Genomic DNA, 23826 nt, shown 5'->3' with positions numbered 1-23826 from the left:
TCCTACCCGACCTGGTGGTGGATCACGGTGGGGCGGTCGGCGGTGAGTGCCTGCGAGGCCAGCCGAGCGATGTCGTCGGCGGTGGTGGCGACGACACCGTGGGCGCCGATCGCACGCGCCAGGGCGGGGATGTCGGGCCGGTACAGGTCGACCGCCTGGGGAGTGATGCCGCGCTCGACCATCTGCTCGCGGATCTCGGCGTAGCCGCCGTTGTCGACGATCACGATCGGCAGGGCCAGCCGCTGCTCGGTCGCGGTGATGAGTTCCTGGATGCTGAACATCGCCGCGCCGTCACCGAAAAGGCCGATGACCGGGCGGTCAGGGGCTGCCAGCTTCGCCCCGATCGCCGCCGGAAGTCCGTATCCGAGAGTGGCGTAGCCGGTCGGGTAGAGCAACCTGTTGGCGGGCGTGAAGGGCCAGTGGTGCACGGTGCCGTAGTAGGTGACCTGCGAGCTGTCCCCCGCGACGACCGTATCGGCCGGTAGGGCGGCGGCGAGCGCGCGTTGGATGGGCTTCCACGGTCCCGCGTCGCGGTCCGCCGCCGCCGCGATCGCATCGCGGTGCGCCTGCAGCGGCTCGACTGGTCGTGGTCCGATCCCCTTGTCCCGCAACACCTCCAACACGTCGCCGAGGACCGCGGAGGCGTCGCCGACGATGGCCAGATCGGCCTGGACGTTCTTGTGCATCTGGGCCGGGTCGAGGTCGATCCGAATGACCATCCGCTCCCCGGTGACGCCGGGCCTCAGCGTCCCGCCCCAGAGGTCCGCGTCGCCGACCTCACTGCCGACGATGAGCAGCACGTCGGCCTCGTCCGCCACGTCCCGCGCGGCCTTCAGCCGTACGGCGGCACCGAGCGCCGCCGGGTGCCTCTCGTCGAGTACGCCCTTGCCGTTGACTGTGGTGAGAACCGGGATGCCATACTCCGCCATGGCGCGGATCTCGCCGGCTGCCCGGCGTGCGCCGCCACCGGCGAGGACGACGGGGCGGTTCGCAGCGGCGATCGCGACGGCGATGGCCTCGATCGCGGCGCGACCGGGCCGCACCGGCGCCGGCAGACTGCGCACCGGAGCAGGCCGGCGGTTCCACTCGCCCTCCAGCACGTCGACGGGAATCTCGAGGTGGATCGGGCGTGGACGACCGGTGGCGAACTGCTCGAAGATCGCCGCGACGACCTCGGGGATCTCGTCGGCGTGCTCGACGCGGATGCTGCGTCCGCACACCGCCTCGAGCGCGGCCTGCTGATTCTTGACCTCGTGCAGCCAGCCGACGTCGGCGCCCACCGTGCCTCGGGGCGGTCCGGGCGAGACGGCCAGGGTCGGCACGGAGTCGGCGTACGAGGTCGCCAGCGCGGTGACGGCGTTGGTGATGCCGGGACCCGAGGTGGTGATGAAGACTCCCGGTCGTCCGCCGACCCTGGCGTAACCGTCTGCGGCGTAGCCGGCGCCCTGTTCGTGCCGGGTGACCACGTGCCGGATGTCGGAGGCCGGCAGGTAGCGGTAGAGCTCGAGGTTGTGGGTCCCGGGGATGCCGAACACGTCGCGAACGCCGTGCGCGACCAGCGAATCGATGACGGCCGCGCCGCCGGTCACCTGCTCACGCACCGGTACCCCGCTGGCCGGCGGCCATCGCGCTTATCAGCTCGTACGCCGCGTGCGCGGCCGCGATACCGGTGATCTCCGCATGGTCGTACGCCGGAGCCACCTCGACGACGTCGGCACCGACGAGGTTGAGCTCACCGAAGGCGCGCAGGATGTTGAGCAGTTCCCGGCTGGTCAGGCCGCCGGCCTCGGGCGTGCCGGTGCCGGGGGCGAAGGCCGGGTCGAGGACGTCGATGTCGAGCGAGACGTAGGTTGGCCGGTCCCCCACCCGCGCCTTGATGCGGTCGACCGCACCGCGCCAGCCGAGGTCGTCCATGTCGTGCGAGCCGATGACCTGAAAGCCGAGCACGCCGTCGTCAGTGAGGTCCTTGCGGGAGTAGAGCGGACCGCGGATGCCGACGTGCATGCTGCCCGCCCGGTCGATGAGGCCCTCTTCGCTGGCGCGTCTGAACGGCGTGCCGTGGGTCACCGGCGCACCGAAGTAGGTGTCCCAGGTGTCCAGGTGGGCGTCGAAATGCACGACCGCCACCGGCCCGTGCAGCTCGTGCATGACCCGCAGCAGCGGCAGGGCGATCGTGTGGTCTCCGCCGATGGTCATCAGCTTGGCGCCGGTGCCGACGATCGCCCTCGCACCCTCGTCGATCTGGCGGATCGCCTCCGCGATGTCGAAGGGGTTGCAGCCGATGTCTCCGGCGTCCGCGACCTGCTGCACGGCGAACGGTTCGATGTCCTGGACCGGGTTGTAGTCGCGTAGCAGCTTGGACGCGGCGCGAACATGCCCGGGTCCGAACCGCGCGCCGGGGCGGTAGCTGACGCCGGAGTCGAAAGGGACGCCGACGATCGCGACATCCGCCCGGTCGACCTCATCCATCCTGGGCAGCCGCGCGAACGTGGACGGGCCACCGTACCGGGGGGTGACGGTGGCGTCGACCGGTCCGCGATGTGGGGTGACGGTCATCTGTTCACAGCACCTTCGAGAGAAACGCCTGGGTACGGCGGTGTTGGGGATTGCCGAAAACCTCACCGGGGCTGCCTTGTTCGACGATGACGCCGTCGTCCATGAAGATCGCCCGATCGCAGACCTCCCGGGCGAACCCGATCTCGTGGGTGACGACGATCATGGTCATCCCGTCGGCGGCGAGGTTCCTCATCACGTCGAGCACCTCGCCAACGAGTTCGGGATCGAGCGCCGACGTCGGCTCGTCGAAGAGCATCAGCCGCGGTTTCATCGCCAGGGCGCGGGCAATGGCCACCCGCTGCTGCTGACCTCCGGAAAGCTCAGCGGGGTAAGCGGCGGCGCGCTCGGCCAGGCCAACCCGGTCGAGCAGCTCGAGGGCGTACGACCGGGCGCCCTCCCGGCTCTCACCCTTGACGTAGATGGGGGCTTCCATGACGTTTTCCAGCGCCGTGCGATGGGGGAAGAGGTTGAACCGCTGGAACACCATGCCCACATCCCGCCGGGCCGCCGCCACCTCGCGCGGTCGCAGCTCGTACTTCTTCCCGCCGTGCCGCCGGTAGCCCACGAGCTGGCCGTTCACGCTGATTTCGCCGCCGTCGATGGACTCGAGGTGGTTGATGCAGCGTAGGAAGGTGCTCTTGCCCGATCCGGACGGCCCGAGCAGCGATACGACCTCGCCGGCGGCGACCGACAGGTCGATGCCCTTGAGCACCTCGTTGTCGCCGTAGGACTTGCGCACCCGGCGTGCCTCGACCATGGCGGTCATCAGCGGCCTCCGATCGACAGTCGGATGCGTTTGCGGGCGACGGACCCCATGCCCCGGCTCACCCGCCGCTCGATTCGCGTCTGCACAAAGGTGAGCACGGTGGTGAGCACGAGGTACCACATGCTCGCGACGATGAGCAGCGGGATCTGCTGGAAGTTGCGACCGTAGATCAGCTGAGCGGTCGTCATCAGTTCGGGAAGCCCGATGACCAGGACAAGCGAGGTCAGCTTGAGCATCGAGATCGTCTCGTTCGCGGTCGGTGGGACGATCAGTCGGGCCGCCTGCGGCAGCACCACCCGTCGGTAGGTGACCCAGGGGCTCATGCCGAGGGCGTGAGCCGCCTCGGTCTGCCCGCGGTCCACGGAACCGATTCCGGCCCGGACGATCTCGGCCATGTACGCCGCCTCGTTCAGGCCGAGCCCGAGAATCGCAGCGGTGAACTGCGTGATCAACGTGTTGGTGGGCACGCTGGCGAACGAGGGCCCGAAGGGGATGCCGATGCTGATCTGCGGGAGCACGGTCCCGAGGAAGAACCAGAAGAGCAGTTGTACGAGGATCGGCGTGCCTCGGAACAGCCAGATGTACCCGGCGCCCACCGCGCGCAGCAACGGGTTGTGGGACAGACGCATCATCGCGAGCGCCGTGCCGAGGACCACGCCGACGACCATCGCGACGACGGTCAGCTCAAGGGTCAACAGCAGCCCACGCAGGATCGACCTCTCGAACAGGTAGCCGATCACCAGGTCAAGGCGGAGCTTGGGCGAGGTCGTGACGAAGTGGACGAACATCGCCGCGAGGACGGCGAGGATCGCGGCCGCGACCCACCGACCGGGGTGCCGCAGCCGGACAACAGGCTCGTCCGCGTGGCTCGCCCCGGTCGGGGTGATGGTCTCGCTGGTCATCGCCGGTCACTGCCCGGTGTTGAGCGGCGCGCCCTTGAGTGCCTGGTCCTGAAGGTTCCACTTGGCCAGGAGCGCATCGTAGGTGCCGGAGTCGATCACCTTTTTGAGCGCGGCCTGCACGGCGTCGCGCAGCTTGGGGTTGTTCTTCGGCACGGGGATGCCGACCGGCAGCGTGCCGAAGGGCTTCGCGTCCACCTGGAACGCCTCGGGCGAGGTCTTGACGTTGTAGGCCAGCGTCAGGTCCAGCGCGACCACCGCGTCGGCGCGGCCAGACTGCAGCGCCTGGACGGCGCTGGCCTGGTCGGGGAAGGGCTGCTTGTTCACCGCGGGCTTGCCTGCGGCAGTGCATTCCTTGGTGATGTCGTCGACGGACAGGTCGCCGGTCGAGCTCTTCTCGACCGCGGCGGTTTTGCCGCACAGGTCGAGCTTGTCCTTGAGCCCCTTGGGGTTGCCCTTGGCGACCATGAAGGTGACGCCCGAGTTGAGGTAGTCGACGAAGTCCACCGTCTCCTGGCGCGCCTTCTTGTCGATCATGCTCGTGAGGGCCAGGTCGTAGCGGCCGGCGTTGAGGCCGCCGATGATGCCGTCGAAGTTCGTGTTCTGGAAGTCGAACTTCACTCCGAGCACCTGCCCGAGAGCCGAGCCCAGGTCAGCGTCGAAGCCGACGACGGTCTTGTTGTCGGTGTCGAAGAACTCCATCGGCGGGAAGCTCACCCCGGACGCGACGCGCACCGTTCCGGCGGACTTGATCGCGTCCGGAAGCATCGCGGCGATCGCGTCGTCCTTGGTGAGCGTCGGAGCGGTGGCGGATGGCGCCCCGGCGCCGTTCGTTGGAGCGGAGGCGGGGCCGGCCGCGTCCGGGGCGGCGCAACCGGAGACCGCGGTCGCGGTGGCGAGAACACCGGCCAGTACGAGATGACGGAGCCGCATGATGATCTCCAATGTTGGGGGGGGGTTTCATAGGAGACAACAAAGGTTGCTAGGGAGCATCGGGGGCGACATCATGTGATGTCAAGGGAACGGGTGAGAATGGCCGTCTCCTGGTCAGAAGTTGTGGAGGAACTACCCGCATGCGACCGCTGCCGGTGTCACCGACGAACAACGAGGTCCGCATCGGCGCGAAGCTGCGCGCCGCTCGCAAGGCACACGGGTTCACGCTCGACCAGCTCGCCGCGGCCGCCGGTCTGACAAAGGGCTTCCTCAGCCGGGTGGAGCGGGACGAGACGTCGCCCAGCGTGGCATCGCTGATCACGCTCTGCGAAGTGATGAGCCTCGACGTCGGCTCGCTCTTCACCGCCTCCGACGCCACGCTGGTACGCCGGGAGACAGCGCCCGCGATCAATCTGGGCGGCACCGGGGTCAACGAGCGACTCATGACCCCACGACGCGAACCCAGGCTCCAGCTCATCCATACGGTCGCGGAGCCGGGCGGCACCGGGGGTACGGAGTTCTACACGATCAACTGCCAGCTCGAGGTGGTCTACGTGCTCAAGGGCGTGGTCGACGTCGTCTTCACCGATCGACGCCAGAGACTCGCGGCCGGAGACGCCCTCACCTTCGTCGGCAACGAGCCGCACACGTGGATCAACACCAGCCAGAGCCGCAGCGCCGAACTGATCTGGGTGCTGGTGCCCGCCCCTTGGAGCGGCAGCGCCTAGGCGTAGTCCCGCTGCCCTAACGATGGTCACGGATTCTGGGCAGATTTGCTGTCGCGAAGCGATGGGCCGGGTCGAGGGCGTCAGCCCGAATGCCTCCGGTGCTGACGCGAACGATCTCGATCCCGGCCTGCTCGGCGATGCCGGTTAGGTGGCGACGTGGGTGACGCGGATGAACCTGACAGGTTCGCTGCCGTCGTTGCGGTAGCCGTAGTCCCGGTCGGTGGCGAGCCGCGCTGATGCCCCCGTGTCGAGAACCGTTTCGTCGTGGCCGTCGGCGATCAGGGTGAGCACGCCGCTGAGGACCAGGAACAGCTCTTCGCTGCCGTGCGGGTCCGGCTCGGCCTGGTAGGAGTCCCCGGGGACGAGAATCCAGTCCCACAAGGCTGCCGAGGGGCGCGCTGTGCTCGCGGTGGACAGCACCGCGTGACTTCCGGCAGCCGAGGACCAGATGCCAGTGGCAGTGCCAGGGGCGTTGACGACCAGTGAGCCGGGCCGGGTCTCGCGGGCCAGGGATGCGAAGTCGGTGCCGAGGGCGTGGGCGACCTTGGCGACGGTGACCAGGCTGGGGTTGGCCTCGCCGAGCTCGATGTGGCTGAGCATCCGCACGCTCACCCCGGAGGCGTCGGCCAGTTGCTGCATCGTCATGCCGCCCTCCTGACGGCGCCGGCGTACCTCCTGGCCGACCCGTTCGATGAACGGGTCGCTCCAGCTGGCCTTGGTCTCCATCGGCACCTCCGCACTCAGTTCGGTGGGCATGCGACTCGTCCACCAAGAGCCCGGCATGCAGCATATTGCACGTGACGGTGATCTGCATTATATTGCATGCGCCGATGCGCGGAGTGCAGCGGCCCGGAGATTGGTGCCCAGCAGCTGACCACACGTCTTGCTTCAGGCGCTGCCCCCGACCGCCACGATGTGGCTCGACCGCAGGAGACTGACAATGACCTCCATTGAATCGGCCACCAGAGCGTCGACCGAATTCGACATCGCTGCGCTGAGGGCGCAGTTCCCGTCCCTGGCCTCGGGCATCGCGCACTTCGACGGTCCGGGCGGCACACAGACGCCGCGGCCGGTCGCCGACGCGATCGCCGCCACGATCACCAGCCCGCTGTCCAACCGTGGCACGGGCTCGGTGTCGGAGGCCAACGCCGACGCCGCGGTCACCGCGTTCCGGCAGGCCTACGCCGACCTGCTCGGCGTTCCCGCCCGCGGGATCGTCCACGGCCGCAGCGCCACGCAACTGACCTTCGACTTCTCCCGGGTGATCGCCAAGCAGTGGCGCCCGGGTGACGAAGTCGTCGTGACCAAGCTCGACCACGACGCCAACGTCCGGCCCTGGGTGATCGCCGCCGAGAACGCCGGCACGGTCGTGCGGTGGATCGACATCGATCCCACCACCGCCGAGATCGATCCCACCTCCGTCGAGGCCGCCATCACCGAACGGACGCGGCTGGTCGCCGTCACCGCCGCGTCGAACCTGCTCGGCACCAAGCCCGCGGTGCGGGCGATCGCCGACGCTGCACACGCCGTCGGCGCGCTGGTCTACGTCGACGGCGTGCACTACACCGCGCACCAGTTCGTCGACGTCCCCGCCCTCGGTGCGGACCTGTACGTCTGCTCCCCGTACAAGTTCCTCGGCCCGCACTGCGGCGTCCTGGCCGCCTCCCCCGACCTACTCGAGACCCTGCATCCGGACAAGCTGCTCCCCTCCACCAACGCCGTCCCCGAACGCTTCGAGCTCGGCACCCTCCCCTACGAGACCCTCGCCGGCGCCACCGCCGCCGTCGACTTCCTCGCAGACATCACCCCCGCGGCCGTCGGAACCACGAACGGCAATTCCTCACGGCGGGAACGGCTGCAGGCCTCCCTGCATGCCGTTGACGAGCACGAGATGCGCCTTCGTCGCCTACTCGAAGACGGACTCGCGGCACTGGGCGCCGACGTCGTGGTCCACTCCCGTGCTGCCGACCGCACCCCGACGCTGCTGGTCACCCTGCCCGGCCGCAAGACCTGGGACGCGTACCAGTTCCTCCTGGGCCGTAACGTGCTCGCCCCCGCCGGATCCTTCTACGCATACGAGCCGTTCCACCGCCTCGGCTTGGACGACGAGCACGCGCTCCGGCTCGGCCTGGCCCCCTACAGCGACGACACCGACATCGCGCGCGTCCTCGACGGTCTGGCCGCCTTCCTCGCCCAGTGACGGCGGAACCCGGCCCGTCCTTCGATGCCGTCGCCGAATGCCTCAGGGTCGATGAGGACGACCAGGTCGAACTCTAGCCCCTTCGACAGCTCCGGGGTCAGCGACCGGACGCGGGACGTCGCCCGGAACGTGGGATCGCCGATGACGCAGGCGATCCCTTCGGCGCGCGCGGCGAGCCAGGCGTCGAGGATCGAGCCCAAGTCCGAAATAGACTCGTGTACGACCGGGACGTCGCTGCTACCGATGGGGGTCGACATGTTGGCCTCCGCGAGCACGGCCTGGAGGCGCCGTTGCGTTATCGGATCGGCGGACGTGTTGAGCCCATGTCGGGTCCGAGGTCAGATCGCTTGGGCGAGTTCGGTGAACGCAGCGGCGACCCGCGTAGCGGGCGGGGCGTCGACGGCGAGTTCGTAGTGGCCGCGTCGGAGGTTCTGCATGAACGCGTGTCCGGCGATGATCACCTGTGCTGACTTGTCCGTTCGTAGCCCGCGCATCGGTCTCAACCGGTGTTTCAACTGGTTGTGATCAGCCTCGATCGGATTGTTCGCGTACCGTTCGACGTGGTGCCACGCGGACGGGATCAGCTCGTCGAGCACGCCGGGGTAGACCGCGGCGCCGTCGGTCACGACCTCGCCGGGTGTCACCTTCAACGCCGACAGCGCCCGGCGGAAGAACCTCCGGGCCGCGCCGGCGTCCCGACGGGCCGAGACCAGCACGTCGATGACCTGCCCGTACTGGTCGACCGCCCGGTACACGTACCGCCACACACCGTTGACCTTGACGTACGTCTCGTCGACGAACCACCTGTCGCCTGGCGAGTGGCGGCAGAAGCGGGCGGCGTCGGCCAACAGCGGCGTGAACCGCTGCACCCACCGGAACACGGTGACGTGATCGACCTCCACGCCACGTTCAACCAGCAACTCCTCAACGTCCCGATAGGACAAGTTGAACCGCAGATACCAGCGCACCGCGACCACGATCACCTCCGGCGAGAACCGAAATCCGGCGAACGCCGACTTCGGAGGCAGCCACGAGCCAGGCCGGGTCGATGACTTCACTGCTCAAGTCTGCCTCGATCTCGGCGACGCTCAACGCAACGGAGCCTGAGGGTGCGTCTCAGGCACGCGTGCTCGGGGCCACCTCGCGCACCATCACGCAGTTGCCCTGTCCTTTGGACCGGTCGTAGGTGAACCCCTCGCGCTCGTACATCGCGCGGGTGCCGTTGTAGAGGAACGACGAGTTCTTCTTCCGGACCCCGCCGGTGTCGTGCGGGTAGCCCTCGACCCGGCCGCCGCCGGCCTGCGCGATCAGCTCGACGGCTCCGCGCAGCGCGAGCGCCGCCAGGCCCCGACCGCGAAGGCCACGCTCGACCAGGATGCAGGTGACCCGGTAATCGGGGAGTCGCTCGGCAGTGGCGAGGTACTCCTTGCGGTGATGGATGTCGGGCAGCTCCTCGGGTGACCCGTACTCCGCCCAAGCGACGGCGCGGTCGCCGTCGTAGACCAGCGCCGCGTGCGCGATCCCCTCGGCCACCAGGCGTTGCTTGAGCGCCCGGTTCCCCTCGCGGCTCTGGCCCTTCTCCGCACAGTCGGGATGGAACTTCGTGCACCAGCAACCGGCGAACATGCCCCCGTTTCGCTCGACGAGAGCGGCGAAGTCGCCGAACGTCTCCGACGTGAGCGCCTTGATCGTGAAATCGGACATGTCGGCAACCTAACCTGGATTGCGAACGCTCGGCGCCCGGTGCCTCATGCGCTGCCCCGGCGCCGTACGCGCCGTCGAGGCGAAGGCCGCGGCCAGGGTCCCCCGCAAGACGCACGCACATCGGCATGTCCGGACGGCAACCGGGCCAGCTGGCGTGACGCTGCGTAGCGCGCGGATCGCGGCAGATGTGGCAGTGCGGTCTCCGGCGGCGACGCTGTCCGATCAGGGTATCTCGGGCGCACTGCCGCAACGACGAAGGCCCGCCCTCGTCTCGTTGCGCTGGCCACGAGGGGCAGGATTTATTGCGGGGTGGCGGCGAAGAGCCGCACGCGGTCGGCCCGGGCCTGCGGCGGCGTCGAGGTGTCGTGTCCGCAGGGGTATTCGCGCCACTCCTTGGGTTCGGCGGCGGCGTCAAACAATCGCAGCCCCTCCGACAGGTAGACGATCTCGTCGTCGCTGCGGTGCTGGAACAGCAACCGCCGGGCGCCCGGCACCGCGACGTAGGACGCCGGCTCGAAGCGGTGCAGGAACTCCACGTAGGCGTCGGCTACCGGATCGTTCTGCGGCAGGCTGGCGGCGGCGATGCGCTTGAGGGTGCCGGAGCCGTAGGACGCGAGGGCCAGCGCGAAGAGGCGCGGCTCCACCGCACTGAGGATGGCACCCAGCGCGGCGCCGCCGCTGTGCCCGAAGTAGCAGAGCCGGTCGGCCCACGCGGTCAGCACGTCGAGGCCGCGGCGCTGGGTCAGCACCGCGGCCCGCACGGCGTCGGCCCAGGCCCGCTGGTCGCCGTGCGGCGGCAGTCGGTAGGCCGTCAGCAGGGCGGTCATGCCACGCTCGGCCAGGCTGGTCGCCTCGTCGACGAACTCGGTGGCTTTCCTGGGATCCGCTTCGTGCAGGAAAAACGGGGCGCCGTCGATCTCGAGGCCGGCCACGCCGCTCAGGTCCCACAGGTCCGTCGCGCCCAGGGCGCTCTTGTACCAGGCAACCGCGGCGGCCGCGTCGGCGACGATCAGCATCACGGAGATGACAGACCTTCTCGGCTCGTCGTCCATGGCAAAAGTGTGCCGGACGGAGCGCCGCCGCGCCGCGGGCTCGCCGGTGTGGCCGGCGGCTTCGGCGCCGCCGGCCACACCCGACCGATCAGCTGGCCGCGCGGGCGAGCAGCGTGAACGCCCGGACGGGGTCCCCGTTGAGCTGCGCCCGGTCGGCCTCGGCGATCAGCGTCGCCCAGTCCGCCGGTGCGGTGCCGTGGACGACGGCCGCCTGGGCGGCGTCCCGGGCCACCCCGAGGATCGCGTCGACCAGCCCACTGTCCCCGCGTACCGCGCCGAGCTGCCGGCTGAGCAGCGGCAGCACCTGCGGCGCGTTGCGCAGCGATCCGTCGGTGTCCCAGGTCGCCCTCGTGAGCGCCGCCGTCACCTGCGAGCCGTCACCCGCGGCCGCGGCCAGCCGGGACCGCCCCGAATCGGTACGCAGCCCCCAGCCGAACGGGTACAGCGGCTGGTAGTCGGCGTCACCGACGTTGATCGGCACCTGCGCCTCGGTACGCGGCCAGCTGACGGGGAGCCGGCCGGTGAACGGGCGCCGACCGAAGAGCACGTCGGCGACACCCGCACCCTCGCTGCCGGGCAGCCAGGACGCCACCAGCGCGTCGATCTCGCCGAGCTGATCGGTGAGGATCTGCGGCCGGCCGGAGACCACCAGCACCACGCAGGTCGGCAGGGCCGTGCAGACCTTGTCGATGACGGCGCGGTCGGCCGCCTGCAGGCTCAGGGACTTCTCCTCCTGCTGGGGCACCGAGCACCAGCCGCACTCCGGCCCGCCGACGTCGCCGTAGCCCTCCGCGTACGGGGTCTCCCCCACCACGACGACGCCCACCTGGGCGCCAGCCGTCGGGGCGGAGGCGTCCGCGCTGTAGGTGACCTGCGCGCCGGGCGCCACCTCGCGGATGCCGTCCAGGATGGACGTGCCAGGGATGGCGTCGCTGCCGGACCCGCCCTGCCAGGAGATCGTCCAGCCGCCCGCCTGGTTGCCGAGGTCGTCGGCGTTGCGGCCGGCCACGTATATCGAGGCGTCCCGACGCAGCGGCAGCGCCTGCCCGCTGTTCTTCAGCAGAACCTGCGACTTGGCCACCGCCTCCCAGGCGATCGCCCGGTGCGCCGCGCTGCCCACCTGGTCGACGTTGGCGGTCGAGGCGTACGGATGCTCGAAGAGCCCGAGTTCGAACTTCTTGCGCAGGATCCGCCGGACCGCGTCGTCGATGCGGGCCCGGCTGACCCGTCCGGCGGTCGCCTCGGCCATCAGGAGCTGCTCGAACTGCTCGGCGGTGTTCGGCTCCATGAACATGTCGGTGCCGGCGTTGACGCCGACCCGGACCTTGTACGCGGTCAGGCCGCCGTTGGTCGGGTCGCTGGGGTCGGGGATCTGGTGGATGCCCTCCCAGTCGGAGATCAGGAAGCCGTCGAAGCCCATCTGGCCCTTGAGCACGTCCGTGATCAGCTCGTGGTTGGCGTGCATCTTGGTCGGGTTGCCCAGCCCGTCCTCGGTCCAGTCCACGCTGGAGAACGAGGGCATGACGCTGCCTACCTTGTGCGCCCGCACCGCCGGCGGGTAGGGCGCGAGGTCGACGCGGGCGTAGTGCGCCCGGTCGGTGACGGTCACGCCCTGGTCGATGGTGTACTTCTGCTCCCACCAGGGCTTGCCCGCGTTCGCCGCGGCGGCGGCCTCGTCGTAGTCGGTGTCGCCGTCACCGGCGTAGTGCTTGGCGGTCGCCAGCACCCGGTCGGCGTCGAACTGGTCCGCGCCGCGGCCCTGCAGGCCGTCGATGACGCTCTCCATCGACACCACCAGCGCCGGGTCCTCGCCGAAGGACTCGTAGCTGCGGCCCCACCGCTCGTCCCGGGAGACGCACACGCAGGGCGAGAAGTCCCACGGGATGCCGGTGGCCCGCACCTCGGCCGCGGTGGCCTGCCCGATTCGCTCGACCAGCTTGGGGTCGCGGGTGGCGCCGAGGCCGACGTTGTGCGGGAAGACCGTCGCGCCGTACACATTGCCGTGGCCGTGCACGGCGTCGATCCCGTAGATCATCGGGATCTGCAGCCGGGTGCTCAGCGCCTGCGCCTGAAAGGTGTTGACCATCTCGACCCAGGCGGTCGGGGTGTTGCTGGCGGGCGTCGAGCCGCCTCCGGAGAGGACCGAACCGAGCTGCCAGCGAGCGATCGCGGTGGGGTCGCCGGTGACGGCCGCCCGTTCCGCCTGCGTCATCTGGCCAATCTTCTCGGCCAGGGTCATCCGGCCGAGCAGGTCGGCGACCTGCTTCTCCACGGGCAGCCGCGAGTTGAGGTACGGCAGGCCGTGCGCGTCGATCACGACGGTCGGCCGGCCCGCGACAGTGGCTCCGGCGGAGGTGAGGGTGAGCGGGACGGTCTCGGCGGTCTCCGCGGACCGGTCCCGCTGGACGGCGACGGTGAGCCGCCGGGTGACGCCCGACGGGCTGCCGGCGGGGAAGGTGAGCTCGCCGGATGCGGCGGCGTAGTCGGCGCCGGCCGTGGCGGTGCCGGCGCCGGTCGCGTACCGCACGGTGGTCGCCGTGGCGAGCGGCCGACCGTCGGAGGTGGTGACGGCCACCGTCACCGGCACGTGGCTCCCCTCGGCGGCCGGGTACACGGCCCGGTCGGTCGTGACGGTGACCATCTGGCTGTCGGCGGCCGCGGCCGGCGGCGCCGGTAAGAGGGACACGGCCAGGGCGCCCGCCCCGACGAGTACGGCGTTTCTGCGCGATCTCATGTCAGGCCTCCCACGGGACCGGTCGCCCGGACCCCGCCGGCCCGGGCCGCCCCCGTCCCGGTAAGGAATCCTTCCTAATCCATTCGTCGGACGTCAATATGCTGCGGCGATTCCGGTACGCCGCCGCGAGCCGGTTATGTGCGAGGATCTGCCCTCGTGGAGACCGTCGGCGAGCCGCCGTCCGCCGCGCCGGACCAGTCCCGTTGGGGCCAGCTGCACATCCTCGACTGGATCGCCATCGCGCTGGCCGCCGCCGGCGTCCGCTGCGTCCACCGAGTGTGCCTGCGAAAAGCCCGCGCTGCAGGAGTCGACCCCGACAAGCCACGTCATTTGGCCCGGTCCGTAGTCCTCGCCTGACTCGAGCGCGCCGGGCCCCCGGGAAGCCTCAAACTTCGTGGCACCGGCGTCCCAAATGCGGACCGTCCGGCGTCTCCGGAGCGGTTCGGCAGAGCGGGAGGTCTGCTGAATCCCGCTGATCCCCTGCGCCGGCTGGAGGTTGCGTACGGGCCCCGCGTCGCCCGAGGGGCTGAGCGCGGGGCCCTTCGCAACTGCCTTCACGGAGCGACCGGGTAGACCTCCATCTCGTACAGCGAGTAGCCGTACTGCGTGCCACGGAGAACGCCCTGCATACGGACGAACTTCGCTGGCGCCGCGTCGAAGCGCAGGGTATCGACGCCACCATCGCTCGCCGTCACAGTTGCCGCGGTCGTCCAGGTCGTACCGTCCGGGGAGGTCTCGATCCGGTACGCCTTGCCGTAGGCCGTCTCCCAGCGCAGGACGACCTTGCCGATCCGCTGTGACTGCGCCAGTTCCACTCGCAGCCACTGGTTGTCGGTGTGGTTGGACGACCAGCGCGTGGCGGGGTCACCGTCGATCACGTGATCAGGCGTGAACTGCGGTAGTTCCTCCTCGGTGGTCGATGCTGTGGCCGTGGCGCCGTTCGTGGCCAACGCCACGTTCGTGTTGCTGGTCTTCGGATAGACGTTGACGGTCAGCGTCGCGGTGACCGGTTCACCGCTGACCGGGGTGAAGACCACCGGCACCTGGTACGAACCGGCCGCTGTGTCGGCCGCGGCGCTGACGGTCACGGGGATGCCCGTGTCCTGGCCCTGGAAGACGCTGGTTTCCTGGCTCGCGGGCTTCGCAGTCAGTCCGGCAGGTGTGCGGACGGTCAGAGTGCCCGAGACGTCCTCGGCCCGGGTCGAGGCGAGACGAACTGTCGTCGTCGCGGGCTGCCCGCCGGCCTCGGCGTCGACGGCCACTGGGTCGACGGCGAGATCAGCGAGCGGCGTATCACCGAACCAGGGAACGATCTCGTTGATCTGGGGCGCTTGGCCACCATCCTTCCAAGCCAGGCGAATCGCATCGGTTTTCACACCTGCCGCGTCGAGCTGCGTGTAGCCGCCGGACAGGTCACCGATCGTGGTCCAGGTGCCGTCGACGGAGCGCACCTGCACCGCGGCTGCCGACGGGGCGCCCGACTGGAGGACCACCACCTGGTCGATGGGACGGGTCCGCGAAACTGTGACTTGAAGGGATTCGCCTGACTGCGGGTTCCGGTCCGCGACGTACGCCGTACTGATGTCGCCATCGACGGCCTTTGCCAGACTGGAACCGGCGGCCGCCGGTGGGGCGCCGGCCGCTGTCAGTTTGGTGCCGCCGACCACGGTGACCTGGAACTCCCGGACCACCACCCAGGTATTCTGTGCCGCCGTCGCGCGCATCCGGACGTACCTCGCCTTGGTCCCCTGGGCGACGGCGGCGTGAATCTCCGGCTGGTCCTTGTAGGTGCCGACAGTGGTCCAGGTGGATCCGTCGGCGGAAAACTCGAGCACGCCTTGGCGGATGTAGTCCGTCGGGCTGGTGGGCTTGCTCATGTAGAGATCGATCTTGCTGATCTCCTGAACCGACCCGAGGTCGACCCCCACGTAGGCACCCGGGTTCGCGGCCCGGTCGCTCCAGTAGAACGTCGTGAGGTCCCCGTCGACCATGTTGGCGGGTGAGTTGGCCTGCCACTGCCCCAAGGAGTTCGTGCCCTTCGCCCTCCCCCCCGTCGCCCCGAGCCAGCGGTCACTCGCTGACGCGGCCCGGTCGAGGAATGGAGGCATCACTCCCGGCGCAACGCTCTGGCTGATCGCGTCGGCCTGGGCCCGCGCTGCCTCGAACGCCTGCCGCTGCGCCCACGCCGTGTTGCCGTCACCTGCCCGCTGTGCCAGCAGCATCTGCACCGCGTGCTGGCCCGCCTGGCCGTACAGGCCAAGCTTGTCCAGCCACGGCTTGACCTCGTCGAGGAACGGCTGGTTGTGCAACCCGGAACGTAGCGTGGCCGGGGTGCCAACCATCTGGCCGAAATAGTCGTCGATCGCGGCGGCCGCGGCTTCGAGTCCTACGCCACGCTCATAGGCCGACCAGAACGCGCCGATCAGCGGTTTGAGGGTCGGCGACTCGGCCGGGTCGATGTTCGACGAGTAGTTGTTTTCGGCAAAGACCTTCAGCGTCGGCCATGCGCTGCCCCCGAGGTCCTGCAGCGCTGCGGTCCACGCCGCCGCCGGGTCATACGCCCCCGGGTTCCAGAAGAAGGCACCCGAGGTGAACTCGGCGATCTTCGACGCCTCGGCCTGGATCATCGGGTTGGCGGTCACGCCGACGAGATACCGCTCGATACCAGGCTCGCGCCCGACGTACGGGCCGAGCAGCAGCCGGTTGGTCACGTAGTCGTTGACCGGGTAGTTGTCCCACACCAGGATGTCGTGGTCGAAGACCGTGTGTGCGCTCTTAGCCTGGGCGGTGGTGATGGCCGGGGCCACCACCCCTACGCCGGTCCACTCGACGATCACCGCGGGGTCGAGCTTGGTACGGATGGCGGTCTTGTAGGGCGAATCGTTGACGTCGTAGTACTCCGTCGGCACCGTCTGCAGCCGCTCGGCGCCGGGGTGGGTGGCAATGAAGTCGTGCTGCACCCGGTTGAGAAGGAATGCCTGCGCCGCACCCGCCGCGCCGCCGCCGGTACCGAACTTGGCCGCGTCCTCGGCGCAGTTCCACTTCGTGTAGCTGATGTCGTCCAATGGAATCGCGAACGAGCGCACCCCGATGTTCCACAGGGACTGGAACTTGTCGACCAGGGCCCGCTCGTCGTTGTCGGAGCTGTAACAAACCGACAGACCCGGCGAAAGCGCGTAGGTGAACTGAACGTGGTTGCTCCCCGCCGTCGCCACAAGTTCCTGAATCGGGGCGAGCTTGTCCGGCGGGTACGCCTGGCGCCACTGATCCCGCAGGTAGGGGTCATCCTTAGGCGAGTAGACATAGATATTTTGCTTGGTGCGGCCGTAGAACTCCAGCTGGCTCCGCCGGTCCTGTTGTGACCACGGCTGCCCGTAGAAGCCCTCAATCAACCCACGCAGCGGCATTGCCGGCCAGTCCCGGATGGCTACGGCGGGGAACACGTCCCGACCCGGGTGCGATACGAGAAGCTGGCGTAGCGTCTGCGCCGCATAGAACGTACCGGTCGTATCGACCCCGTCCAGGACGGCCCGCGCCTTACCGTCGCTGCCCTTACCGATGCCCAGAACGTAGCCGTCACGGGGAAGGTCGCTGGCGTCGGCGGCGATGCCGATTTCGTGGAGGGCCTCATCCGAGGCGGAGTTCTCGCTCGGCCCACCGATGTAGATCGAGAGGCCAGCGTCTGGTGCCGGATCCGCGTCGGACACTGTCGACACCGTTTTGACGCCCGCCCTCGTCAGTACCTGGTTGACCAGAGCGATGGCGGACGAATCGGTCTTAGCCCCCGTGATGAGCGCGACGTTGGGCGTGACCGGAACGAGATCCTTCTTGTCCTGCACGGACTGCGGCGTAGGCCAAACCGGCGGTACCGAGACCGCTGCCGCAGACGCTGGCGTCTGGGTCGCTAGCGAGATCGGCAACGCGGTCGCAACCGCGACGAAGAGAGCGGCGGCCCGCATTCCGCTCCGCCGAGCGCTCGCCCCAACTCGGGGGGCATGCCGCCCCGATAGGCGCATTCGTGTGCTTGGCATGGGTCTCCTTCCGCGGACCACACCCCGGGGTTCGCGGCGACGATCGTTAGTGCGCGACTCCCCGATCATCTGCGCACGTTCACACAACCCTCCAGAGCCTGTCAAGGATTGATAACCGCGAGTGGTCTGCTTCGTGGGGCGGTGGGCTTCCCCCTGAGATGTGGACACCCACGTGAGCAGCCGCCGCGGGTCGTCTCGGACGACCTGTGGGCCGAGATCGAGCCGTTGCTACCGGCCCGCCCGCCTCGTCGGCGCCGCTATCCCGGTCGCAAGCCGCTTGATGACCGGAGCGTGTTGGGCGGGATCTTGTTCGTCCTCTACACCGGGATCCCGTGGGAGTTCCTGCCCCAGGAGCTCGGGTTCGGGTCAGGCATGACCTGCTGGCGCCGGCTACGGGACTGGAACGACGCCGGGGTGTGGCAACGACTGCACGAGGTCCTGCTGGGCAAGCTGCGGGCCGCCGGTCAACTGGACATGTCCCGGGCGGTGATCGACGGCTCCCACATCCGGGCGCTCAAAGGGGGCCCAAAACCGGTCCGAGCCCGGTCGACCGCCGCAAGCCAGGCTCGAAACACCACGTCATCACCGACGCGGGCGGCATCCCCCTCGCCGCGACCCTGACCGGCGGCAACCGCCACGACGTCACCCAACTGCTGCCCCTGGTCGACAAGGTCCCCCGGATCAAGGGCATCCGCAGTCGACCCCGGCAGCGACCCGGCCGGATCTACGCCGACCGGGGTTACGACTACGACATCTACCGCCGCCAGCTCCGCGACAGGGGCATCACCCCGGTCATCGCCCGACGCGGCACCAGCCACGGCTCCGGCCTCGGCACCCGACGGTGGGTAGTCGAACAGACCATCGCCCTGCTGCACTGGCTCCGCCGGCTACGCATCCGCTGGGAAATCCGCGACGACATCCACGAAGCCTTCCTCACCCTCCCCCCGCGCCATCATCTGCTGGCGGCGACTCCAACGCTCAAAGAGTTAGGAGTTCTAAGGGGGTACTTCTCGCTCCCGCATAGGTAGCCTCGGGGGCACCGCCAGTGATCGAGAGAAGTTTGAGGGTAACGACGTGGTTGACGACGAAGCCGTAAGGTGGCGCCGCGAGCGTAGACAACGCTTTCTCCAGCAGGTAGCTGATGAGCATTACAAGCACATCGATCGAATTGCAGAAGACGTTCCGCTCAACGCGGAGCACAGCAATCCGCACGATGGCATGAACTCGGACTACAACGAACATCACGCCACCGTCTCGGCCACTCCCGAGCAGGAAGACGAGCACAACCAGAAGATCATGGACTTGATCGAAGAGTACCGCCGGGACATCGGAGCGTACTCTCAGGCACGTGACCAGCGGCCCGACTGACCTCCGCTGGGTGTTGCTCGCCCAATAATGGTTAGGCATCCAGACGATGCCGGCGAGGGTTTGTCCGGATCTTTGTGTGTGTGGGGGGGGCGATCGTCTTCTCAGTGTCCGGTGATGCGCTCGCCGCAGAACGTAGCGAGGGAGTTCAGCGCCTGTTTCCAGCCACCGGTCTTGCCGGTGACGTTAGCTCGGCTGAGCCTCGGGCTGCGAATGACCAGGTAGAACACCTCGAGCGCGGCCCGCTCATTGGGGAAATGGCCGCGGGACGGGCGGCCTGGCGGAAGCGGGCGTTGAGCGACTCGATCGCGTTCGTGGTGTAGACGATCCGGCGGATCCCGGGCGGGAATGCTAGGAACGGGGTGAACTCCTCCCACGCCGGCGGATGCGTCTGCCTCGACGCCGCACCAGTTGATCAACTGTAGCTGTCGACATGATCAGCTCGCCCATGAGCTGCACCGCCGTGGGAATGCTGCGGCAAGCTGCCCCTGTAGCTTCCTGACGAAGCTGCCTCTGCCCGCGTCCGGCCGCTGAACAAACCTGGCATCCAGCTGGTCGGCGTCTTCCATTGTCCAGACGGCCCGGCCAGGGGTGAAGGCCGACCCGTCGCGGCCAGACCGGCGTCGATCACCCTGCGGGCGGCGGCGTAAACAGCATCCTCGTTCACGGCACTCCTTGTCAGTTCCAGGTGGCCGACCGCGCAGCTGGCCGGCCGCACCGTAGGCGTATGGCGGGGGAGAGCACGTTCATGGGCGGTAGTCGTCGTGGACGGCCACCCTGGAGAACTCGTACCCGTCGGGGGTGCGCCAGTAGTGCAGACGACGTGCCGCCGGCGCATCCTGTTGCAGCGCCACCCTCCAGCAGGTTGCGCCGAACCGGCCCCCTTTCCATCCCACGGGCCGATTGATCAACCCCGCCGCCAAGCGCTAGACGAGTAAGTCCTAATCCTGGTCAGTGGTCGTAGGCGATCAGGGACCTGGTCAGGGGTTGTCCGGTGGTGCGGTTGTGCCAGATGGCGGCGGTCATGGCCAGGAGTCGTTGTGCGACGCGGGCGGCGACGCCTTCGATGCTGCGGCCGCCGTGTAGCTCGAGGTCGAGTTGGCCCTTGAGCGTGTCGTTGACCGATTCGATGAGTTGCCGGATCGGTTTGAGCAGGTGCTCGCCGGGTCGTGGGGTGCGGTTGCGGTAGGAGGGCCGTAGCAGCCGCACTCCGCGTTCGGCCAGCCAGCGGTCCAGCTCGGCGGACACATAGCCCTTGTCCGCGATGATCAGCAGGCCTGGGCGTTCGGCCAAAAGGTCCGGGTCGTGTTCGAGGACCGCGGTCAACACTTGCCGTTCGTCGATCTTGGGGTTGGCCAGAGCCCAGGTGACGGGCAGGCCGGCCGGGGTGCAGACCAGGTGCAGCCGCAGACCCCAGAACCAGCGCGAGTGCGACGGGCAGTAGCCGTAGCTGGCCCAGCCCGCTAACCATGAGCGGCGCACGGTGGGCCGGGACCGGCCGCACTCGACCGGGGTGGAGTCGACCACCCAGACCGAGTCGGCCCACAGGTCGGTGTCCGCGGCCACCGCCCGGATCGCCCTCTTCAGTAGCGGCACGGCGGCGCGTAGGCGCTTGTTGTAGCCGGACTGCCCCGGCAGATAGGGAAACGCTCCGGGCAGATGCGCGGGGACGAACCGCAGCCAGCGGGCCTCGGACCGGATCCCGAGCAGCACCTGGGCCACCGCCAGGGTCAGCAGCTCAGCATCTGACAGCTTCGGTGGCCGACCGGACCTGCGGGGCCGCCCCAGCCAGTCGTCGATCTTCACGTACAGTGCGGTGAGAAGGGTGTTGATGTCTGTCGTCACAAACGGATCATCAACACCCTTCGCTGCGTTCGCAGCCCCGGACCGACTTAGGAATTACTCGTCTAGCCCCACCATGGGCGATCACCGCCCTCTCGATACACCGCCTACCGGCCCACCTCCCGCACCTGCGAACAGCGGATCCTGCCGACGCCAGCGATCCCACCACCGCGGTCCGAACGTCGGACCCTCCTGCTTCGATCTCCGCTACTGCCGCCACCTCAAGGGACCACGATGCTGCGCCTCCTGCTACACCGCCTCACCCACCACCACATCCAGATGACCAAGGACGACGTCGCCGAAATCATGCTCTGCCGGCAGCGGTGGCAAGGCCGCATGGACCTGATCGTCGTCACCGCGCTGCCCCACCCTGGCCAAGGACCGTGGCACCTGCCGGACATCACCCCGGAGCTCGCCGAAGTCGTGTTCGCGCACAACACGCCAGCTGGAATGCTGGGTGTCTTAACGGAACTCGGCGCGCAGCGGCGCCCCAGCGCTCACTGAGGAACGAGCAACTGCGCCGTTGTCACACTCGAGCTGTAAGGCGGCGTCTCCTGCAGCGATCTCTTCGGAGCTGCCGAATAGGTCTCCGAGCAAGAAGCCCTGGCCAGAGGGTTGCTGGTGGGATTCGATTCTCAGGTATCGGGATCCATACCGACAGCAGCGCGGCCGACCCAGAGCCGTACGTGGATGCGGCGAGGCCCTCATAATTGGCGTCAGCGGGCTCCACGACGACAGCCGGCACCGGCCAGGCGGGGAGCAGCGGAGGCTGACCTCTTCGGTGTTCTCTGGGAGGTCACGCCGACCCGCTCGCCCACATCGCCGCAGGTCAGCGCACTATTCCTTGTCGGACATCGGTGAGCACTTCGGACGCGGTGACCACTTCGCCAAGCTGCACCCAGTCTGCTCCCACTTGCAAGGTCGAGACATCCAGCAGCTCCTTACCGCCGTGACCTGCGCATACTCCCCTGCCAGGCGACATAGAGCGCTGTCGACTGCTGCCCAAAACCGCTGAGCACTCCGTGTGAAACAAGAGGGTTCCATCCGCCTCCACCTGCGGGTACGGATGGTCGCAGGCCGAGGACGATGCCGTTGAACGTCGTTCAGTGCGGCTCAACGCCCTTTAGTGCACCCAACTGCACGACCACCAGTTCCCCCGATCCCAACGCTGACGGATTACACGGGTAGCCGGCTGGCTGCGGGCATAGCCGGCTGAGCTGGCGAAGATGCGGTTGACCCCGAGCCGGTGCTCCGCCCCCCGCGCCCCCTCTTGCGCCAACACCTCGCCGCCGCATCGGTACGCGTGCCCGTTGCCACCGCCAGCCTGGGCCACGCCGCCTGGGCCGATTTGAGCCGAGTCGGCGCGCTGTAGCAGCTCCGCGGCGAGTCCGCTCAGCCTCGCGGACCTCGCACTCGACTCTCCTCACCTGACCAATCGCCTTCACCTCGTGAGCTGAGCCCGTCCGGCCCGGAATGTCCGCATGTAGCCTTCCCCGCCGCGCCGCCTCGCCGACCTCAAACGCTCAGCGCGCTCGTATCGGGATTCCGGGCGTGGGGGCTCCTCGCCGAGCTCGATTCGGACGCAGTCGGCGGCCGGTTGGGATGCCCGCTTCTCCTCTGCGACTTGACCTTCAGCGATAGGTGAGCGTGGATCACTAGACCTGTCGCTTGTACGGCGCGGGATGCCTTTGAAGCTCGGCCGCGTCGGTGCAGAACACCTACCCGTGGCCCCGACGGACGTAGGAGCTCCGACGCCATGAGCCTGGCCGTTAAAGTCGCTCTTCTCGCGACGAAAGATCTTGGGAAGAACGAGCGTGCCGTGGCTATCGCCATCGCCGCACACGCCAATCATGAAGGTAAGGCTTGGCCTTCCGTCGCCACCATCGCCAACTACGCCGGCTGCTCGGAGCGGACGGTGCAGCGATGCCTCTCCAAGCTGGTGCAGCTCGGCCGCCTGGCCGTGTCCAAGGTCGCCGGGATCGCCACCCGCGTCTACCGTCTGGTCACCGGAGCCGGGCGGCTGGGATCCGCCTCTGGGGTGACAAATCAGCAGGGCAGGGTGACAGAATCGGCAAGCGGGGGTGACAGACAGGGTGTCACCCGAAGCCTCGAAGACCAACCAATGAAAGACAGGCGGGCACCGAATCGCGACCGGTTCGCTCCGCAGAGGAAGCAGACCCGCGCTCCGGGTTACGCCGAGCGGGGCGGCGCGGCGCCGCCGATGACCGGCGGTGGCCGCCGCTGCTCGCGTCCGGGGCACATCGGCCAGCCTGCTGGCAGGTGCATTCCCTGCCGCTCGGAGGCCATCGAGCGCGGGGCATGATGCCCATCGCTAATGCCGTCGCAGGCTTTCACGGTCAATGCCGCCGTAACGACGGTCTCTTCCGCCGTCGCCTGCAGGTTGTCGGGTCCGCGGAAGTGGACCCATGCGGATCTCGGGATGATGTCGGGGCCTGGCGGCCGCGCGCCGCGGCCTGTCGGGCAACTGATCGCGACCTGCCACTTCCCCCACGAATACGCCCTCGCCAACCAGGTCCCACATCCCCGCAACGTGTACCTACGCGAGGACGCCCTCACCGACCCCCTCGACACCTGGCTGGCCTCCGCCTTCACACCCCACCGCATCGAACAGACAATCACCGCGCTCGCCGACGCCCAACCCCTGAATCATCCGCCCGTTCCAACCACGGCAGCCCAGACAATCATCAACGAATGCGACGCGAAACTGGAACGCTACCGAGCGGCCCTCGATGCCGGAGCCGACCCAGCGGTAGTCACCGGGTGGATCGCTCAAACCCAGACCGAACGCGCCCGCGCCGAAGCAGAGCTTGACGCGAACGCGGGCAACAGCCCACGCCAGATGAGCCGAGCGGAAATCAGAGACCTGGTGACGGCCCTCGGCGACATCGCCGCCGTCCTCCGTGACGCCGACCCCGCCGACAAGGCCAAGGTCTACCGCCAACTCGGCCTTCGGCCCACCTGCCAGCCGGAAATTCAGTGGACCTAAGCGCGCACC

Annotated in this window: 21 protein-coding genes and 1 pseudogene; 8 read left to right on the top strand and 14 right to left on the bottom strand. The window is 68.6% G+C overall.

Translation table 11 applies throughout. The annotated features are described in order from the left end of the window. Nucleotides 1–2: 2 nt before the first annotated feature. From Q2K19_RS22455 to Q2K19_RS22435, 5 genes are read right to left on the bottom strand one after another with little or no spacing between them, the layout of a single operon-like run. A complete protein-coding gene (locus Q2K19_RS22455) occupies nt 3–1601 on the bottom strand; it encodes a thiamine pyrophosphate-binding protein (RefSeq protein WP_302763472.1) in 1599 nt (532 codons plus the stop codon). Next, entirely contained in the window at nt 1594–2556 is a 963-nt protein-coding gene (speB, locus tag Q2K19_RS22450) for an agmatinase (protein ID WP_302763471.1), read from the bottom strand. The genes Q2K19_RS22455 and speB overlap by 8 nt, the downstream gene beginning before the upstream one ends. Nucleotides 2557–2560: 4 nt before the next feature. After that, nucleotides 2561–3322 carry an amino acid ABC transporter ATP-binding protein gene (locus Q2K19_RS22445; protein WP_302763469.1) on the bottom strand — a complete coding sequence of 254 codons (762 nt, stop codon included), beginning with the start codon at nt 3320–3322 and terminating at the stop codon, nt 2561–2563. Then, the gene (locus tag Q2K19_RS22440; RefSeq protein WP_302763467.1) at nt 3322–4224 is read right to left on the bottom strand and encodes an amino acid ABC transporter permease; all 903 of its coding nucleotides are present in this window, start codon (nt 4222–4224) and stop codon (nt 3322–3324) included. Before Q2K19_RS22440 ends, Q2K19_RS22445 begins: the two co-directional genes overlap by 1 nt. A 6-nt stretch (nt 4225–4230) precedes the next feature. After that, complete coding sequence (locus tag Q2K19_RS22435; RefSeq protein WP_302763466.1) at nt 4231–4989, bottom strand: ABC transporter substrate-binding protein; 759 nt, start codon at nt 4987–4989, stop codon at nt 4231–4233. 305 nt (nt 4990–5294) lie between these two features. Here Q2K19_RS22435 and Q2K19_RS22430 point away from each other — a divergent pair, with 305 nt between their 5' ends. Further along, nucleotides 5295–5882: a helix-turn-helix domain-containing protein gene (locus tag Q2K19_RS22430; RefSeq protein ID WP_302763464.1), complete on the top strand. Its 588-nt coding sequence runs from the start codon at nt 5295–5297 to the stop codon at nt 5880–5882. A gap of 144 nt (nt 5883–6026) precedes the next feature. Here Q2K19_RS22430 and Q2K19_RS22425 read toward each other — a convergent pair whose 3' ends face one another. Beyond that, the gene (locus Q2K19_RS22425) at nt 6027–6638 is read right to left on the bottom strand and encodes a helix-turn-helix domain-containing protein (RefSeq protein ID WP_302763463.1); all 612 of its coding nucleotides are present in this window, start codon (nt 6636–6638) and stop codon (nt 6027–6029) included. A gap of 184 nt (nt 6639–6822) precedes the next feature. On the opposite strand from Q2K19_RS22425, the gene Q2K19_RS22420 reads away from it, so the two are divergent. After that, complete coding sequence (locus Q2K19_RS22420; protein WP_302763461.1) at nt 6823–8082, top strand: cysteine desulfurase-like protein; 1260 nt, start codon at nt 6823–6825, stop codon at nt 8080–8082. Here Q2K19_RS22420 and Q2K19_RS22415 read toward each other — a convergent pair. The 5 genes from Q2K19_RS22415 to Q2K19_RS22395 all read right to left on the bottom strand — a co-directional run bounded on the left by Q2K19_RS22415 (nt 8019) and on the right by Q2K19_RS22395 (nt 13572). Then, nucleotides 8019–8339 carry a hypothetical protein gene (locus Q2K19_RS22415; protein ID WP_302763460.1) on the bottom strand — a complete coding sequence of 107 codons (321 nt, stop codon included), beginning with the start codon at nt 8337–8339 and terminating at the stop codon, nt 8019–8021. The genes Q2K19_RS22420 and Q2K19_RS22415 overlap by 64 nt on opposite strands. An 81-nt stretch (nt 8340–8420) precedes the next feature. Continuing rightward, complete coding sequence (locus tag Q2K19_RS22410) at nt 8421–9110, bottom strand: IS6 family transposase (protein WP_302772707.1); 690 nt, start codon at nt 9108–9110, stop codon at nt 8421–8423. 88 nt (nt 9111–9198) lie between these two features. Beyond that, on the bottom strand, nt 9199–9786 hold the full coding sequence (locus tag Q2K19_RS22405; RefSeq protein ID WP_302763459.1) for a GNAT family N-acetyltransferase: 588 nt from the start codon (nt 9784–9786) through the stop codon (nt 9199–9201). Between the two features lie 299 nt (nt 9787–10085). After that, the gene (locus Q2K19_RS22400) at nt 10086–10916 is read right to left on the bottom strand and encodes an alpha/beta hydrolase family protein (protein WP_302763458.1); all 831 of its coding nucleotides are present in this window, start codon (nt 10914–10916) and stop codon (nt 10086–10088) included. A 10-nt stretch (nt 10917–10926) separates the two neighbouring features. Beyond that, nucleotides 10927–13572 carry a glycoside hydrolase family 3 protein gene (locus tag Q2K19_RS22395; protein WP_302763457.1) on the bottom strand — a complete coding sequence of 882 codons (2646 nt, stop codon included), beginning with the start codon at nt 13570–13572 and terminating at the stop codon, nt 10927–10929. 156 nt (nt 13573–13728) lie between these two features. Between Q2K19_RS22395 and Q2K19_RS22390 the strand changes: the two genes are divergently transcribed. Further along, nucleotides 13729–13929 (top strand): hypothetical protein, encoded by a 201-nt coding sequence (locus Q2K19_RS22390; RefSeq protein ID WP_302763455.1) that lies wholly within the window; start codon nt 13729–13731, stop codon nt 13927–13929. A gap of 197 nt (nt 13930–14126) precedes the next feature. Here the strand turns inward: Q2K19_RS22390 and Q2K19_RS22385 are convergent, their stop codons facing one another. Further along, on the bottom strand, nt 14127–17411 hold the full coding sequence (locus tag Q2K19_RS22385; protein WP_302763454.1) for a beta-N-acetylglucosaminidase domain-containing protein: 3285 nt from the start codon (nt 17409–17411) through the stop codon (nt 14127–14129). 345 nt (nt 17412–17756) lie between these two features. Here Q2K19_RS22385 and Q2K19_RS22380 point away from each other — a divergent pair. Together Q2K19_RS22380 and Q2K19_RS22375 are read left to right on the top strand one after the other, a co-directional pair. Further along, nucleotides 17757–18593, top strand: a pseudogene (locus tag Q2K19_RS22380) (IS5 family transposase). An 84-nt stretch (nt 18594–18677) separates the two neighbouring features. Continuing rightward, a complete protein-coding gene (locus Q2K19_RS22375) occupies nt 18678–18971 on the top strand; it encodes a hypothetical protein (protein WP_302763453.1) in 294 nt (97 codons plus the stop codon). A 145-nt stretch (nt 18972–19116) separates the two neighbouring features. Here the strand turns inward: Q2K19_RS22375 and Q2K19_RS33555 are convergent, their stop codons facing one another. After that, the gene (locus tag Q2K19_RS33555; RefSeq protein WP_458329380.1) at nt 19117–19296 is read right to left on the bottom strand and encodes a hypothetical protein; all 180 of its coding nucleotides are present in this window, start codon (nt 19294–19296) and stop codon (nt 19117–19119) included. Between the two features lie 623 nt (nt 19297–19919). Then, complete coding sequence (locus Q2K19_RS22365) at nt 19920–20813, bottom strand: IS982 family transposase (RefSeq protein ID WP_302762558.1); 894 nt, start codon at nt 20811–20813, stop codon at nt 19920–19922. A 231-nt stretch (nt 20814–21044) separates the two neighbouring features. Here Q2K19_RS22365 and Q2K19_RS22360 point away from each other — a divergent pair, with 231 nt between their 5' ends. The 3 genes from Q2K19_RS22360 to Q2K19_RS22350 all read left to right on the top strand — a co-directional run bounded on the left by Q2K19_RS22360 (nt 21045) and on the right by Q2K19_RS22350 (nt 23817). Beyond that, entirely contained in the window at nt 21045–21314 is a 270-nt protein-coding gene (locus tag Q2K19_RS22360; protein WP_302763452.1) for a hypothetical protein, read from the top strand. Nucleotides 21315–22566: 1252 nt separating this feature from the next. Next, nucleotides 22567–23133, top strand: coding sequence for a helix-turn-helix domain-containing protein (locus tag Q2K19_RS22355; RefSeq protein WP_302763451.1), 567 nt, complete (start codon nt 22567–22569; stop codon nt 23131–23133). Nucleotides 23134–23145: 12 nt separating this feature from the next. After that, complete coding sequence (locus Q2K19_RS22350) at nt 23146–23817, top strand: hypothetical protein (protein ID WP_302763450.1); 672 nt, start codon at nt 23146–23148, stop codon at nt 23815–23817. Nucleotides 23818–23826: the final 9 nt, after the last annotated feature.

It is taken from the genome of Micromonospora sp. NBRC 110009 (genome assembly GCF_030518795.1).
Taxonomy (GTDB): Bacteria; Actinomycetota; Actinomycetes; order Mycobacteriales; family Micromonosporaceae; genus Micromonospora.
Note: the sequence above shows the minus strand (reverse complement) of the source record. Positions and strands in the feature narration are given on the sequence as shown.